Source organism: Skermanella sp. TT6 (assembly GCF_016653635.2).
Classification (GTDB): Bacteria; Pseudomonadota; Alphaproteobacteria; order Azospirillales; family Azospirillaceae; genus Skermanella; species Skermanella cutis.
In genome coordinates, this window is record NZ_CP067420.1 from 5,081,481 (window position 1) to 5,094,707 (window position 13,227).

15 protein-coding genes are annotated in these 13,227 nt (G+C 68.3%); 5 read left to right on the top strand and 10 right to left on the bottom strand.

Annotated elements, in window-relative coordinates; genetic code table 11:
* Nucleotides 1-5: 5 nt before the first annotated feature.
* The 3 genes from IGS68_RS23680 to IGS68_RS23690 form a co-directional block, all read right to left on the bottom strand.
* A complete protein-coding gene (locus tag IGS68_RS23680; RefSeq protein ID WP_201074635.1) occupies nucleotides 6-536 on the bottom strand; it encodes a FixH family protein in 531 nt (176 codons plus the stop codon).
* Nucleotides 537-540: 4 nt separating this feature from the next.
* Complete coding sequence (gene ccoG, locus IGS68_RS23685) at nucleotides 541-1,992, bottom strand: cytochrome c oxidase accessory protein CcoG (protein WP_201074638.1); 1,452 nt, start codon at nucleotides 1,990-1,992, stop codon at nucleotides 541-543.
* A gap of 560 nt (nucleotides 1,993-2,552) precedes the next feature.
* Complete coding sequence (locus IGS68_RS23690; RefSeq protein ID WP_201074639.1) at nucleotides 2,553-3,368, bottom strand: enoyl-CoA hydratase; 816 nt, start codon at nucleotides 3,366-3,368, stop codon at nucleotides 2,553-2,555.
* A 112-nt stretch (nucleotides 3,369-3,480) separates the two neighbouring features.
* Here IGS68_RS23690 and IGS68_RS23695 point away from each other — a divergent pair, with 112 nt between their 5' ends.
* The 4 genes from IGS68_RS23695 to argC all read left to right on the top strand — a co-directional run bounded on the left by IGS68_RS23695 (nucleotide 3,481) and on the right by argC (nucleotide 6,325).
* A complete protein-coding gene (locus IGS68_RS23695; RefSeq protein WP_247881044.1) occupies nucleotides 3,481-3,945 on the top strand; it encodes a PaaI family thioesterase in 465 nt (154 codons plus the stop codon).
* A gap of 223 nt (nucleotides 3,946-4,168) precedes the next feature.
* Nucleotides 4,169-4,633 (top strand): 50S ribosomal protein L13, encoded by a 465-nt coding sequence (gene rplM / locus IGS68_RS23700; RefSeq protein WP_201074641.1) that lies wholly within the window; start codon nucleotides 4,169-4,171, stop codon nucleotides 4,631-4,633.
* A 2-nt stretch (nucleotides 4,634-4,635) separates the two neighbouring features.
* Nucleotides 4,636-5,136, top strand: a complete 501-nt coding sequence (rpsI, locus tag IGS68_RS23705) for a 30S ribosomal protein S9 (RefSeq protein ID WP_201074643.1) — start codon at nucleotides 4,636-4,638, stop codon at nucleotides 5,134-5,136.
* 136 nt (nucleotides 5,137-5,272) lie between these two features.
* Nucleotides 5,273-6,325, top strand: coding sequence for an N-acetyl-gamma-glutamyl-phosphate reductase (argC, locus tag IGS68_RS23710; RefSeq protein ID WP_201074644.1), 1,053 nt, complete (start codon nucleotides 5,273-5,275; stop codon nucleotides 6,323-6,325).
* Nucleotides 6,326-6,394: 69 nt separating this feature from the next.
* On the opposite strand, the gene thiL is transcribed toward argC, so the two are convergent.
* The 5 genes from thiL to IGS68_RS23735 are packed head-to-tail and all read right to left on the bottom strand — an operon-like array spanning nucleotide 6,395 to nucleotide 10,250.
* Complete coding sequence (gene thiL / locus IGS68_RS23715) at nucleotides 6,395-7,360, bottom strand: thiamine-phosphate kinase (protein ID WP_201074645.1); 966 nt, start codon at nucleotides 7,358-7,360, stop codon at nucleotides 6,395-6,397.
* Nucleotides 7,347-7,910 carry a transcription antitermination factor NusB gene (gene nusB, locus IGS68_RS23720; RefSeq protein WP_201074646.1) on the bottom strand — a complete coding sequence of 188 codons (564 nt, stop codon included), beginning with the start codon at nucleotides 7,908-7,910 and terminating at the stop codon, nucleotides 7,347-7,349. The genes thiL and nusB overlap by 14 nt, the downstream gene beginning before the upstream one ends.
* A 45-nt stretch (nucleotides 7,911-7,955) precedes the next feature.
* Entirely contained in the window at nucleotides 7,956-8,468 is a 513-nt protein-coding gene (ribH, locus tag IGS68_RS23725; RefSeq protein ID WP_247881045.1) for a 6,7-dimethyl-8-ribityllumazine synthase, read from the bottom strand.
* A gap of 3 nt (nucleotides 8,469-8,471) precedes the next feature.
* The gene (ribB, locus tag IGS68_RS23730; protein WP_201074647.1) at nucleotides 8,472-9,659 is read right to left on the bottom strand and encodes a 3,4-dihydroxy-2-butanone-4-phosphate synthase; all 1,188 of its coding nucleotides are present in this window, start codon (nucleotides 9,657-9,659) and stop codon (nucleotides 8,472-8,474) included.
* Nucleotides 9,660-9,662: 3 nt separating this feature from the next.
* Nucleotides 9,663-10,250: a riboflavin synthase gene (locus tag IGS68_RS23735; protein ID WP_201074648.1), complete on the bottom strand. Its 588-nt coding sequence runs from the start codon at nucleotides 10,248-10,250 to the stop codon at nucleotides 9,663-9,665.
* A 346-nt stretch (nucleotides 10,251-10,596) separates the two neighbouring features.
* On the opposite strand from IGS68_RS23735, the gene IGS68_RS23740 reads away from it, so the two are divergent.
* Nucleotides 10,597-11,592: an acyltransferase family protein gene (locus IGS68_RS23740; RefSeq protein ID WP_201074649.1), complete on the top strand. Its 996-nt coding sequence runs from the start codon at nucleotides 10,597-10,599 to the stop codon at nucleotides 11,590-11,592.
* Nucleotides 11,593-11,601: 9 nt separating this feature from the next.
* On the opposite strand, the gene ribD is transcribed toward IGS68_RS23740, so the two are convergent.
* Nucleotides 11,602-12,726 carry a bifunctional diaminohydroxyphosphoribosylaminopyrimidine deaminase/5-amino-6-(5-phosphoribosylamino)uracil reductase RibD gene (gene ribD / locus IGS68_RS23745; protein WP_247881046.1) on the bottom strand — a complete coding sequence of 375 codons (1,125 nt, stop codon included), beginning with the start codon at nucleotides 12,724-12,726 and terminating at the stop codon, nucleotides 11,602-11,604.
* Between the two features lie 40 nt (nucleotides 12,727-12,766).
* Nucleotides 12,767-13,225 carry a transcriptional regulator NrdR gene (gene nrdR, locus IGS68_RS23750; RefSeq protein ID WP_201074650.1) on the bottom strand — a complete coding sequence of 153 codons (459 nt, stop codon included), beginning with the start codon at nucleotides 13,223-13,225 and terminating at the stop codon, nucleotides 12,767-12,769.
* Nucleotides 13,226-13,227: the final 2 nt, after the last annotated feature.

Sequence of the window (13,227 nt, forward strand, 5' to 3'; positions counted from 1 at the left end):
GGTCATCACCCCTTGACCACGACCCGGCGGACTTCCTGGTAGTCTCCCTGGGGATGGTCGGCGACGATCCGGATGTCCCACTGGCCGGCCAGCGGCATCGCGAACTCCGCGCCGTAGCGGCCCTGGCCCTGGTAGGCCAGGTCGACCGTGAAGTCGTGGCCCTCGCTGGTCGGGCGGACGACCCGGGCGGTCACCGTGGCGCCGTTCAGGAGATTGCCTTGACGGTCCTTCAGGTCCACCGTCAGCCGGCCCTGCAGGGCCGCCGCCTGGAAGTCGATCCCGACCTGCCAGCCGCGCTCCTGCTGGCGGCGGGCGCCCTGGATGGCGGCGTTGTAGGTGGTGCCGCGCTGCCAGTAGTGCTGGGTTTCCAGCCCGGTCCAGGTGTTCATCGCGAAATAGACCATGGTCGCGTTCACCGCGACGGTGACGAAGAAGAAGGCGACGAAGATCCACGGGTACCACCACCCCGGCGATCTTCCGCCCGGGCGGGACTGCTGCTGGTCGATGTTCATGGTGCTGCTCGTGGGGTCCATCATGACGTCACTTGTCCGGGCCGATGAAGACCGAGTCGTAGCCCGCCGTTTCGGAGGTCTGCTTGTCGGTCAGGGTGAAGGTGACGGGGGTCGAGGTCGCCTTGAGGGCGGCCGGCGGGGTCCGCACGTAGATCCGGTACGTCGCGACGGTGTCCGGCTTGGCGGAGAGCTCGATCCGGTCCAGCCTCTCGTCCTGGCCGATCACCGACAGGGTGGCGCCCGGCACGCCGGCGAGCTGAAGGCTGTATTCCTTCTGGTACCGCGTCATGTTGGAGATCTTGAAGGTGTAGCCGTTGCGGATGTCGCCGTCGGACAGCGTGACGAACAGCGGCGCGCGGTCGCGCAGCACGCTGATGTCGAGCTGCGGGCGGAAGATCAGTCCTGCGGCCATCAGGCCCAGCAGGACGACCAGGATCAGGCCGTAGATGACGGTGCGCGGCCGCAGCAGCTTGACGCTGGTCTTCTCCCCGCAGGAGCGGGCGACCTGGTTGTTGTGGGTGTCGAAGGTGACGAGATTGAGCGGCCGGCCGATCTTCGTCATGATGTCGTTGCAGGCGTCGACGCACAGGCCGCAGCCGATGCATTCCATCTGGAGCCCGTCGCGGATGTCGATGCCGGTCGGGCAGACATGGACGCAGGCCTTGCAGTCGATGCAGTCGCCCCGCCCTTCCCAGGACTGGTCCTTGCGCTTGGCCCCGCGCGGCTCGCCCCGCCAGCCCTCGTATGTCACGATCAGGCTGTCCTCGTCGATCATGGCGCTCTGGAAGCGCGGCCAGGGGCACATGTAGGTGCAGACCTGCTCGCGCGCCCAGCCGCCCAGCAGGTAGGTCGTGAAGGTCAGCAGGGAGATGAAGAAGATCGACTGGCTGTCGAGCTGGAAATGGAACAGGTTGTAGACCAGCGTCGGCGCGTCGGTGAAGTACATCGCCCAGGCGCCGCCGGTCAGGAAGGCGATGACCAGCCAGGACGAATGCTTGGCGATCTTCTTCATCGCCTTGGACCCGGTCCACGGCCCCTTGTCCAGCCGGATGCGTTCCGACCGGTCGCCCTCGATCTTGCGCTCGACCCACATGTAGAGGTCGGTCCACACGGTCTGCGGGCAGGCGTAGCCGCACCAGATGCGCCCGGCCAGCGAGGTGGCGAGGAACAGCCCGACCGCGGCCATGATCAGCAACCCGGTGAGGTAGTAGATCTCCTGCGGCCAGATCTCGATGAAGAAGAAGTACAGGCGCGGCCCCGTCATGTCGACCAGCACCGCCTGGTCCGGCGCGGTCGGCCCGCGGTCCCAGCGGATCCAGGGAACCAGGTAGTAGATGCCGAGCAGGACGACGACGGCGGCCCATTTGAGCTTGCGGAACTTGCCCGCGACCGATCGCGGGTAGACTTTCTCCCGGTTCTTGAAAAGCGACTTGGGAGCGTGATCCTCCGCCGCGCCGTGGGTCTGGGTAGTCGTCGTCATTCCGTCCGCCTCGGGTCTGCATCGCCGTCTCCGCCGGCGCGCACGCGGCGGATCACGGAACGCAGTGTGAACCGGACAGGTCGGTCCCGGCATTGCGATACATCAAAGCCCGGCGGCGATATTCGGCGCTTTCGGAGGATGCGGCGGGGCGCGGCCTTGCCGGCGTGCCGGGGGCGCTCCCGCCGTCCGCCTCCGGCGGAAGGGGCGGAATGTCATGAAGCGTCATCATTTTCCGTGTCCCGGTCCAGGGGTGCGGCCCGGTATATCGGGAGGGACGCAAGCGTAATTCAGGTTCTTGCCACAGATTACGGCGATGGACAAAGATAAGGCCCGGATCATCTGATGATATCGCCGTAATCTGTGGCAAAACTCCTTCTTCCCGGCCCAGCGTCGTCAGCGGCAGGGATAATCATTCATCCACAGATTCACGCAGATGGACACGGATAAGGCCTGAATAACATTCTGGCCTGCCTGCGCGCATTTGTGGGCAACTCCCTCATCTTCCTGGCAGACATCGTCTACGGCAGGCGATGAAGCCAGGGTCTCAGACAGTCCCTTCCCTAACGGCCTTCCCACACCGGCGGGCGCTTGGCGAGGAAGGCGTCGATCCCCTCCTCAGCGTCGCGGGCCAGCATGTTCCTGGTCATGACGTCGCTGGCATAGGCGTAGGCGTCGTCCAGGCCCATGTCGAGCTGGCGGTAGAAGGCCTCCTTGCCGATCGCCAGGGTCAGCGGCGACTTGGACGCGATCCGGGCGGCGAGGTCCTGGACGGTCGCGTCCAGCTCGGCTTCGGGCACCGCCTGGTTGATCAGGCCGAACATCACGGCGTCGCCGGCGCCGATCATGTCGCCGGTCAGCAGCATCTCCATCGCGTGCTTGCGGCCGACCGCGCGGGACAGCGCCACCATGGGGGTGGAGCAGAACAGGCCGATATTGACGCCGGGGGTCGCGAAGCGGGTCGTGTCCGCCGCTATGGCGAGGTCGCAGGTCGCGACCAGCTGGCAGCCGGCCGCCGTGGCGATGCCGTGGACCCGGGCGATCACCGGCTGGCGCAGGCGGGTGATCGTCAGCATCAGGCGGGAGCACTGCCGGAACAGCGCCTCGTAGGTCTCCAGCCCCGGGTTGGCGCGGATCTCCTTCAGGTCGTGGCCGGCGCAGAAGGCCGGGCCGGCCCCGGCCAGCACCACCACCGCGATCCCGGCGTCGTCGCGGATATCCTCCAGCTCCTCGGTCAGCAGGGTCATCAACTCCATGGAGAGCGCGTTGCGGGCGGCGGGCCGGTTCAGCGTCAGCGTCGCCACGCCGTCGCGGACCTCGCGCAGGAGGATCGGTTCCGCGGGGCGGGCGGCGGCCGGGGCCGAGCCTGTGGCTGTCATGGTGACGTTCTCCCGTTCATTTCGGCTGTGCGATGGTTCGCTTGGGGGCGATGGTTCGCTTGGATGGTGACGCGCATGGGAAACCATGCGACGAAGGGATTCAAGAGACGAGATGACGGGGGCCTGGGAAATGGGTGAGTCGGCGATCGCGGCGGCGGAACTGGAAACGCTGATCCGGGAGGGCGTGCCGCTGGTCGGCAGCTATGGCGTCGCGGTGGAGAGCGTGGGCGCCGGGACGATCCGGCTGCGCATGCCCTACCGCGAGGATTTCGTGCGGCCGGGCGGCACCGTGACGGGGCCGGCCCTGTTCGGCCTGGCGGACGTGGCGCTCTACGGCGCCGTGCTCAGCCTGATCGGCCGGGTCGAGCTGGCGGTCACCACCAGCATGACCATCAATTTCCTGCGCAGGCCCGGCCAGCGGGCGGTGATCGCGGAGGCGCGCGTGCTGAAGCTGGGCAAGCGGCTGGCCTATGGCGACATCCTGCTCTATTCCGAGGGCGAGGACGACCCGGTCGCCCATGTCACCGGCACCTACAGCATCCCGCCCGACCGCCCTCCGGTCACCATGCTGGCCTGAGGCGTGGGCGGTATAGAGATACCGTTAGATGAAACTATCGGGAAAAAGCTTTTTCGAACAAGGGGATAAGCATAGAGGTATTGTGGTACCGTCTGCTTAAATCCCTGCCCTGGCGGCGTTTTTCCGGTTGACTCAAGCCCTGCCGGCGCCCTAGAACAGCGCCCAACTTCGGCAGGGGAGTCCCGCTCTCGTGCCGTTACCGGTATTTCTTGAGAGAGTGGCAATGAAGACCCTGTCCCTGAAGCCGTCCGAAGTCGAAAAGAAGTGGTTCCTGATCGACGCGGAAGGCCTCGTCCTCGGACGTATGGCGAGCATCATCGCCAACATCCTGCGCGGCAAGCACAAGCCGTTCTATACCCCGCACGTCGACTGCGGCGACAACATCATCGTCATCAATGCCGAGAAGGTCCGCCTGACCGGCAACAAGCGCAATGACGACATCTTCTACTGGCACACCGGCTACCCCGGCGGCATCAAGGGCCGCTCCAAGGGTCAGATCCTGGATGGCAAGTATCCCGAGCGCGTGATCATCAAGGCGGTCGAGCGCATGGTTCCGCGCGGTCCGCTGGGCCGCAAGCAGATGGGCAACCTGAAGGTATACGGCGGCACCGCCCATCCGCACGAAGCCCAGCAGCCGGAGGTGCTGGACATCGGCGCCCGGAACCCGAAGAACAAGAGGATCGCATAATCATGGCGCAGGTCACCACCACCCTTGCCGATCTGAAGAACCTGACCGGCGGCGCCCCCTCCACCGTCACCGCCGTGACCGCCGAGGCGACCGCGCCCGAGCCGAAGATCGACGCCCAGGGCCGCGCCTATGCCACCGGCAAGCGGAAGAACGCGGTCGCCCGCGTCTGGATCAAGCCCGGCTCCGGCAAGGTGACGGTCAACGGCCGCGACATCGGCGTGTATTTCGCCCGCCCGGTGCTGCGCATGCTGCTGAACCAGCCGTTCGAGATCGTCGCGCGCATCGACCAGTACGACGTGACCTGCACGGTCGCCGGCGGCGGCCTGTCGGGCCAGGCCGGCGCCGTTCGCCACGGCATCTCGAAGGCGCTGACCTACTACGAACCGGCCCTGCGCTCGCCGCTGAAGGCCGCCGGCTTCCTGACCCGCGATGCCCGCGTCGTCGAGCGTAAGAAGTACGGCCGCGCCAAGGCCCGCCGCAGCTTCCAGTTCTCGAAGCGCTAACGGGTACCCAGGGCACCAAGCCCCGCATTTCTGTTATACTGCGGCAGGGCGTCCCGATCGGGGCGCCCTGTTCGTTTTCGTACAGTCTGCATATCTCCGCCTTCTGTCCCGCTCTTCGCCTTTGGGAGTTCGTTCCATGCCCGAAACGGTCGATCGGATCCGGATCGCCATCCTGGGAGCCAGCGGTTATACCGGTGCCGAACTGGTCCGCATGCTGGCCCGCCACCCCGCCGCCGACATCCGCGTCCTGACGGCCGAGCGCCAGGCCGGCAAGCCGCTGTCGGACGTCTTTCCCCATCTGGCTTACCTGAAGATGCCGGACCTGGTGAAGGTCGAGCAGGTCGACTGGTCGGAAATCGACTTCGTCTTCTGCGGCCTGCCCCACGGCACCACGCAGGAGATCATCCGCGCGCTGCCGCACTCGCTTCGGGTCGTCGACCTGTCGGCCGATTTCCGGCTGTCGGACGCCGCGACCTATGCCGAATGGTACGGCCACGAGCACCAGGCGGTGGAGCTCCAGGCCGAGGCGGTCTACGGGCTGACCGAGTTCAACCGGCAGGGCGTGCGCAACGCGAGGCTGGTCGCCAATCCCGGCTGCTACCCGACCGCGACCCTGATCCCGCTGCTGCCGCTGGTGTTGGACGGGCTGATCGAGACCGACGACATCATCGTGGACGCCAAGTCCGGGGTGAGCGGCGCCGGCCGCGACGCCAAGCAGCAGAACCTGTTCTGCGAGGTCGGCGAGGGCATGCACGCCTACGGCGTCGGCCGCCACCGCCACATGCCGGAGATGGAGCAGGAACTGAGCCTGGCCGCCGGCAAGCCGGTGACCATGGCCTTCACCCCGCACCTGATCCCCATGAACCGCGGCGAGTTCGTCACGACCTATGTCAGGCTGGCCGGCGGCAACACGCCGGACGATCTGCGCGCGGCGCTGGCGGCGCGGTTCGAGGCGGAGCCCTTCGTCCAGGTGCTGCCGGCCGGCGTGGTGCCGCACACCAAGCATGTCCGCGGGTCGAACCAGATCCATATCTCCGTGTTCCCGGACCGGATCAAGGGCCGCGCGATCGTGCTGTCGGTGATCGACAACCTGGTCAAGGGCGCCTCGGGCCAGGCGATCCAGAACATGAACGTGATGACCGGCCTGATCGAAACCATGGGCCTGGAGCAGGCGCCCCTGTTCCCGTGAGTCTGCCGCGGAGAGGCGGCGTCCCGCCGCCCATGGTGCGCGAGACGCGCACCCTCCGCCGAGGGCTTGTCAAAAGTGCGTCCAGCCTCGGGACGGCAGCGGCAGGGGTTGGCCGGCGGCGTCCAGGACGGTGACGCTTCCGGGCTCGCCGCCGGGAACAAGGCGGCCGATCTCGGTCACGTCGGCGCCCGAGGCGAGCAGCGCGTCGCGGTCCTCCGGCTTCACGGTGAAGACGATCTCGTAGTCGTCGCCGCCGGTCAGCGCCGTCGCCAGCAGGGTCGCGTCGGCGGCCAGGACGGCGCGGGTGGCGGCGGACAGGGGGACGCGGTCCGCGTGAATCACGGCGGCGCGGCCCGAGACTTCGCACAGGTGGCCGAGGTCGGCGACCAGGCCGTCGGACACGTCGAGGCCGGCCGTGGCGAAGCGCCTCAGCACGGGCACCAACGACAGGCGCGGTCGCGGGCGGCGGTAGCGGTCGATCAACGGCTGCGGGTCGGCGGCGGTCAGATTTCCCTGGAGCACGGCCAGGCCAAGCACGGCGTCGCCGATGGTGCCGCTGACGAAGACCAGGTCGCCCGGGTCCGCCCCGCCCCGGCGCAATGCTTGGCCGGCGGGCACAAGTCCGAAGGCGGTCACCGACAGCGTGACGGCGCCGGGCGTGGACACGCTGTCGCCGCCCATCAGGTGGATGCCGTAGTCCCGCTGGTCCTCCGCCAACTGGGCGGCGAAGTCGGCCAGCCACTCGTCGCCCAGGCCCGCGGGCAGGCTGGTGACCAGGGAATAGGCCAGCGGCTCGGCCCCCATGGCGGCGAGGTCGGACAGGTTGACCCGCAGCATCTTGGCGGCGATGTCCGCCGGCGGGTCGTCGGCCAGGAAATGCACGCCGGCGACCAGCGCGTCGGTGGTCACCACCAGCTCGTGCCCGGCCGGGACGCCGAAGACCGCCGCGTCGTCGGTCAGGCCGAGGGCGCCGGGGAAGCCCGCCGCCAGCGGCTTCAGGTATCGTTCGATCCGGCCGAATTCACCGAGCGGCACGGGAAGGGTCCGGCGTCGCCAGGTCCTCGGCCCGGATCGCGCGGGCCAGCTTGTCCAGCACGCCGTTGACCATGGCCGGCTCGCGCCCGGCGAAGAAGGCGTGCGACACGTCCACATACTCGCTGATCACGATGCGGGGATGGGTGTCCACATGGACCAGCAGCTCGAAGGCGCCGGCCCGCAGGATGGCGCGCATCAGCAGCTCCAGCCGGTCCACCGGCCACTGGGCGTCCAGGCAGCTGCCCAGCATCTCGTCCAGCTCGGCCCGGCGGGCGCTGGCGCCGCGCAGGATGTCGGAGAAGAGCTGGGGGTCGGCGGCGACATAGGTGTCGCCGTCCACCTCGTGCCCCAGCCGATGCTTGATGAACTCGCCCAGGACCGACTCCGCGTTGGTGCCGGTCAGGTCGATCTGGTAGAGCGCCTGCACGGCCGCCAGCCGGGCCGCCTTGCGGCGCGCCTTCGCGGAGCCGCCGCCGCTGCGGCGCGCCCCCGAACCGGAAGAGCCGCGCTTGGGCGGGGCGCCGTCGCGCGCATCGTCGGACTGTGCCATGGTGGAGCTTTTCAACCGCGTCTATGTCTGATCTGAACGTCCCGGTCAGGACGTGAGGCCGAAGTGGCGTTTCAACCGGATCATGTCAAGGCACGCGTTGGCGACCGCCCCGCCCTTGTTCTTCTGATCCACCTTGGCGCGCGCCCAAGCCTGGTCGTCGTTCTCGACCGTCAGGATGCCGTAGCCGATCGCCGCGTTGTGGCGCAAGGCGAGATCCTGCAACCCTCTGGCGCTCTCCACGCAGACATAGTCGTAATGGGTCGTCTCGCCCCGGATCACGCAGCCGAGCGCCACATAGCCGTCGTAGCGCGGCGCCGCGGCTTCGTCGTTCGCAGGGGCGTGGGCGGCATCGCCGCCGGCCTGGATCGCGAAATTGATCGCGGCCGGAATCTCGAAGGCGCCGGGCACCGCGATCCGGTCATAGGTCGCCCCCGCCGCCTCCAGCGCCAGGATGGCGCCGCGCACCAGCTCGTCGGCGATGTCCTCGTAGAAGCGGGCTTCGACGATCAGGACGTGGGGACCCATGATCTGGGCTACTGAATCGGGAACGGCGGACATGCCTCAGTCGGCTCCGGAAGTGGTTGGGTCAGGACTGGTCAGCGGGATGGGCTGCTGGCCGACCACGGTGAGGCCGTAGCCGTCGAGCCCGATGATCGTCTTCTTATGGTTGGACAGGAGAATCATCTCCCGCACCCCCAGGTCGAACAGGATCTGGGCGCCGATGCCGTAGTCGCGCAGCTCGCCCGCCGGGTTGGGCATGCCTTCGAGCTGCGCCTTGACGCGGCTGGACAGGCTGGTCGGCTGGGGCTCGCGCAGCAGCACGACGATACCGCGGCCGGCCTCGCCGATCGCCCGCATCGCCGCCTGGAGCTCCCCGCCCCGGCCGCAGGACCGGTCGTGCAGCACGTCGTCCAGCACGTTCAGCGCATGCATGCGGACCAGCACCGGGCCGGGCGCCGCGATGTCGCCCTTCACCAGGGCGATGTGCTCCGCGTACTGCACCTTGTTGACATAGACCATCATGCGGAACTGGCCGCCGTAGCGGCTGTCCAGCACCGTCTCCAGCGTGCGGTCGATGATCGTCTCGGTGCGGCGGCGGTGCGCGATCAGGTCGGCGATGGTGCCGATCTTCAGCCCGTGGAACTGGGCGAACTTCACCAGGTCCGGCAGGCGGGCCATGGTGCCGTCGTCGTTCATGATCTCGCAGATCACGCCGGCCGGGTTCAGGCCGACCATGCGGGCGACGTCGACCGCGGCCTCCGTGTGCCCGGCGCGGACCAGCACGCCGCCGTCGCGCGCCATCAGCGGGAAGACGTGTCCGGGGGTCGCGATGTCGTCGGCGCCCATCTCCGGGTCGATCGCGACCTGGATGGTGCGCGCCCGGTCGGCCGCGGAGATGCCGGTGGTGACGCCCTCCCGCGCCTCGATCGAGACGGTGAAGGCGGTCTGGTGGCGCGACGCGTTCTGCTTCGCCATCAGGGGCAGGCGCAGCTTCTCGATCCGCTCCCCTGTCATGGCGAGGCAGATCAGGCCGCGGCCGAACTTCGCCATGAAGTTGATCGCTTCCGCCGTCGCCATCTGGGCGGGGATGACGAGGTCGCCCTCGTTCTCCCGGTCCTCGTCGTCGACCAGGATGAACATCCGGCCCTGCCGGGCCTCCTCCAGGATCTCCTCGGTGGTCGAGAGATATTCGGCGTCGTGGGGGCTGCGCAGGCCCGCGACGAGGTCGGTCTTGTTGACGGTCCGCATGATCTAAAGGCTCTCCGCCAAGCGCGCGACGTAGCGGGCCAGCATGTCCACTTCCATGTTCACCCTGCTGCCGGGACCCAGCGTCCGGAAGGTGGTGTGGGCCCGGGTATGCGGGATGATGTTGACGCCGAAGCGGCGCCCCTCGACCTCGTTGACGGTCAGCGACACGCCGTCCAGCGCCACCGAGCCCTTGGGCGCCACGAAGCGGGCCAGGTCGGCCGGCACCTCGAACAGGTAGCGCCAGCTGTCGCCCTCCTGCGTCGAGGAGACCACGTCGGCGACGCCGTCCACGTGGCCGGAGACGATGTGCCCGCCCATCTCGTCGCCCAGCCGAAGCGCCCGCTCCAGGTTGATCTCCGTCCCCTGTCCCCAGGTGCCGAGCGTCGTCTTGGACAGGGTCTCGGCGGAAGCCGAGATGGTGAACCGGCCGGGCGCCTTGTCGATCACCGTCAGGCAGCAGCCGCTGCACGCGATCGAGGCGCCCATGTCGACGGTGCCCATGTCGAAGGCTGTCTCGATGGTGAAAAGGGTATCGCCCCGCCGCTCCACGGCGGCGACGCGACCCACGTCTGTGATGATTCCGGTGAACATGGGCACAAGCCTAGCAGCTTCGACGGATGCCGGCCACGTAACGGTAAGCCGCAGGGGAGATGACATGGCATCCGCCACGGTGCCAGTCAACTGCGGATGGGTCGCGGCGCAGCCTTCCCGACGGGACTGGCGGCACCGGGAAGGCCGACGGTTTCACACAGCCGGGAGCGGTACGCAAAGCATTTCGAACAAATACCCAAACTTCGACCCAGCCGTTATTCACGCACGCCCCGATCCGGCAAATAGCCTCTTCTTATACCTTGCATCACCAAAAATATATGTTGGAACCTTACCTGTTCCCGCCCCCTTTATCGAAACGAATTCAGTGATCTGAAAGACCTTCGCCATGCGCGATAAATTCAATATTGATGAATTGCGGGGACTCGCCTGCCTTTTGCTGGTATCGCTGCATGTGATCGGGCACGATCCATCCGTGGCGATGCGGGTCCCGGACGACAGCTGGTACCGGTACGCCGTGGACAGCTGGCTGTTCGTGCGGATGCCGCTCTTCACCTTCCTCTCCGGCCTGGTGTACGCGTTGCGGCCGGTTCGGCGGGAGCATCTGGCCGATTTCTATGGCAAGAAGCTGCGCCGGCTCGGCATCCCGCTGCTGATCGTCGCACCGGCCTTCTTCGTGCTCCAGGCGCTCACGCCGGGGACGACCGCCTCGCCAGACTGGTACGAGTTCCTGACCATCCCGGTGCTGCCCTACCAGCATTTCTGGTACCTGCAGGCGCTGCTGCTGATCTTCGTGCTCATAGGGTTCCTGGATGCCCACGGCGCGCTGTTCCGGCCCCGGCCGTTCCTGGCGCTGTCGGCGGCCGCGGTGGCGCTGAACCTGACCTTCGGCGGCACCCTGTACAAGACGGTAGACCTGTTCTCGGTCAGCCAGGCGGCGTACCTGCTGCCCTACTTCCTGCTCGGCGTCGCCTTCACGCGGTTCCACGGCGCCCTGTCCGCCCCGCCCGCCAGGATCGGGGCCGTGGCGGTGCTGGCGGCGGGCGCGCTGATCCACCAGGCCTCCCTGTGGCATCTGATCCCGGTGGAGTTCGGCCGGACCAGCCTGCTGGCCCTGGTCACCGGATCGGCGGCGGCGCTGGTCCTGGTCCGGGCCATGCCGGCGGTGCCGCTGCTGAACACCCTTGGCCGGCACTCCTACGCGATCTTCCTGCACCACATGTTCTTCCAGGCGGCCGTCCGCATCCTGCTGATGCGGCTGGGGGCCGACGACTGGCAGATCTTCCTGCTGGCGACGGCGGGCGGCTGCGTCGGGCCGATGGTCCTGCAGCGCCTGGCCTCGGTGAACCCCTGGACCCGGACCGCGCTGCTGGGAGCCGCCTGAGCGCCGCCGTCAGCGCCGATAGCTCTCCATCACGTCGTCGCCGGCGCGGCGGACGCCGACCCGGATGAAATCGGCGGTGTCCTCCAGCAGGTCCACGCCGAAGCCGACGACGGCGGGCAGCCCGTCGCCGCCGATCATGCGCGGCGCCCGGAACCATTCCAGCCGGTCGACCAGCCGCTGCTGCATCAGCGAGGCACTGAGCCGGGCGCCGCCCTCGACCAGCAGGCGGGTGGTGCCCCGGGTCGCCAGCGACTTCAGCGTCCCGGCCACGTCCAGCACGCCCGACGCGTCGGGCACCAGGGACACCACCTCCACGCCGCAGTCGGTGAAGGCGCGGGCGCGCTTGGGATCGACGCCCTGCAGGGTGAACACCAGGGTCGGCGTGGTGCGGGCGCCGCGCACCAGCTTGGAGGTCAGCGGCAGGCGCAGCCGGCTGTCCACCACGACCCGCAGCGGCGAGCGGTGGCCCAGGCCGGGAAGACGGCAGGTCAGCTCCGGGTCGTCGGCCAGCGCCGTGTTCAGCCCGATCATGATCGCGTCGTAGCGGGCCCTCAGCCCGTGTCCCCAGGCCCGCGCGGTCGGGCCGGTGATCCACTGGCTCTCGCCGGTGCGGAGCGCGATCCGGCCGTCCAGCGAGGTCGCGAGCTTCAGGGTCACCAGCGGGCGGCCGTCCCGGATGCGGCGGAAGAAGCCCTCGTTCAGCTCGGCCGCCTCGTCCGCGCAGAGACCCACGTCCACCTGGACGCCGCCGTCCCGCAGCCGGCGGATGCCGGAGCCGGAGACGCGGGGATCGGGATCCTCGCACGCCACCACGACGCGGCCGACGCCGGCTTCCAGCAGCGCCTCGGTGCAGGGCGGGGTCTTGCCCCAATGGTTGCAGGGCTCCAGCGAGACATAGACGGTGGCACCCCGCGCGGCGGCGCCGGCGCGCCTCAGCGCCTCGGTTTCGCCGTGGGGCCGCCCGCCCGGCTGCGTCCAGCCGCGGCCGACCACCACGCCGTCGCGCACGATGACGCAGCCGACCGACGGGTTGGGAGCCACCGTGCCCAGGCCGCGCCGCGCCAGGGCTATGGCCGACCGCATGAAGCCGGCGTCGGCTGGCGGGTACGATGCGGGCGGGGGCGGAACTGGCATCGGTCGCTGATCCTGGTCGGAAACCCGGATTGCCGGATCGTCAGGTGACTTCCGGCTTCAGGGTTCCGACGAATTCGTTGAAATCGGACGCCTCGCGGAAATCCTTGTAGACCGAGGCATAGCGGACATAGGCGACCTGGTCCAGGTTGAACAGGGCGTTCATCACCATCTCGCCGATCTGCTTGGACGGGATCTCGCTCTCGCCCGACGATTCGAGCTGGCGGACCAGGCTGTTGACCAGCCGGTCGATGCGGTCGGCATCGACCGGCCTCTTGCGCAGGGCGATGCGCATGGAGCGCAGCAGCTTGTCGCGGTCGAAGGGTTCGCGCTGCCCCATGCTCTTGATCACCGTCAGTTCCCGCAGCTGGACCCGCTCGAACGTGGTGAAGCGGGCCCCGCAGCCGGGGCAGAAGCGGCGCCGGCGGATCGCCGAGTTGTCCTCGGTCGGCCGGCTGTCCTTGACCTGGGTGTCGTCATGTCCGCAGAACGGGCAGCGCATCT

Coding starts and splice junctions, on each gene's coding strand:
- IGS68_RS23680 (WP_201074635.1), bottom strand. CDS start 536: ATGATGGACCCCACGAGCAGCACCATGAACATCGACCAGCAGCAGTCC.
- ccoG (WP_201074638.1), bottom strand. CDS start 1,992: ATGACGACGACTACCCAGACCCACGGCGCGGCGGAGGATCACGCTCCC.
- IGS68_RS23690 (WP_201074639.1), bottom strand. CDS start 3,368: ATGACAGCCACAGGCTCGGCCCCGGCCGCCGCCCGCCCCGCGGAACCG.
- IGS68_RS23695 (WP_247881044.1), top strand. CDS start 3,481: ATGACGGGGGCCTGGGAAATGGGTGAGTCGGCGATCGCGGCGGCGGAA.
- rplM (WP_201074641.1), top strand. CDS start 4,169: ATGAAGACCCTGTCCCTGAAGCCGTCCGAAGTCGAAAAGAAGTGGTTC.
- rpsI (WP_201074643.1), top strand. CDS start 4,636: ATGGCGCAGGTCACCACCACCCTTGCCGATCTGAAGAACCTGACCGGC.
- argC (WP_201074644.1), top strand. CDS start 5,273: ATGCCCGAAACGGTCGATCGGATCCGGATCGCCATCCTGGGAGCCAGC.
- nusB (WP_201074646.1), bottom strand. CDS start 7,910: ATGGCACAGTCCGACGATGCGCGCGACGGCGCCCCGCCCAAGCGCGGC.
- ribH (WP_247881045.1), bottom strand. CDS start 8,468: ATGTCCGCCGTTCCCGATTCAGTAGCCCAGATCATGGGTCCCCACGTC.
- ribB (WP_201074647.1), bottom strand. CDS start 9,659: ATGCGGACCGTCAACAAGACCGACCTCGTCGCGGGCCTGCGCAGCCCC.
- IGS68_RS23735 (WP_201074648.1), bottom strand. CDS start 10,250: ATGTTCACCGGAATCATCACAGACGTGGGTCGCGTCGCCGCCGTGGAG.
- IGS68_RS23740 (WP_201074649.1), top strand. CDS start 10,597: ATGCGCGATAAATTCAATATTGATGAATTGCGGGGACTCGCCTGCCTT.
- ribD (WP_247881046.1), bottom strand. CDS start 12,726: ATGCCAGTTCCGCCCCCGCCCGCATCGTACCCGCCAGCCGACGCCGGC.
- nrdR (WP_201074650.1), bottom strand. CDS start 13,225: ATGCGCTGCCCGTTCTGCGGACATGACGACACCCAGGTCAAGGACAGC.